The organism is Campylobacter taeniopygiae (assembly GCF_005406225.1).
Taxonomy (GTDB): Bacteria; Campylobacterota; Campylobacteria; order Campylobacterales; family Campylobacteraceae; genus Campylobacter_D; species Campylobacter_D taeniopygiae.
The window spans coordinates 1-546 of record NZ_NXLY01000065.1 but is presented as its reverse complement, the minus strand read 5'-3'; the positions used below and the strand labels follow the sequence as shown (position 1 = coordinate 546).

The window sequence follows — 546 nt, the reverse complement described above, 5'->3', positions numbered from 1 at the left end:
CCAGTGATTAGGTATATCATAACTATAACTTATTGCAGAACCTTCTTTATAAGCATCTATTTCTTGATCAAATTCCCATCTGCTTTCAGGAGTAGAATCTACATCTCTTGGATCTTTGTATTTACCCTTATCGATTCCTCTTAACATTGCTGTTACTACATCATTATCAATATCATAAATAAAATCATACTCGTTTGGATCTATAATCCAGTCTGTAGAGATTAATTCATCTAAAAAAGGAAGCATACCATATTTATCATAGGGAGGATGTTTGGCAAAGTTTTTGATAATTTGTTTTTTTAAAGGGTTATCATGAACTCCCATTATAAAAGCATTAGAGGAGCCATTATTTAAATCTTTTAAAGCTCTTTCATCTCCTAATTGTGCTCCAAGCCAAAGAGCTTGAAAACCTCTTGACATCAAACCTGCACTAGCAAGCTCAATAGATGCATCATAAAAAGCTTGTTTATTACCTAATATACCTAAACAAAGTTGATACTCTCCTGCAATTAGATTAGAATATATAGCATTTGCCTTAGCACTAAA

1 pseudogene is annotated in these 546 nt (G+C 32.1%); it reads right to left on the bottom strand.

The features are described 5' to 3' along the window. Positions 1 to 546: pseudogene (locus tag CQA75_RS08965) on the bottom strand (hypothetical protein); the annotation flags it as partial.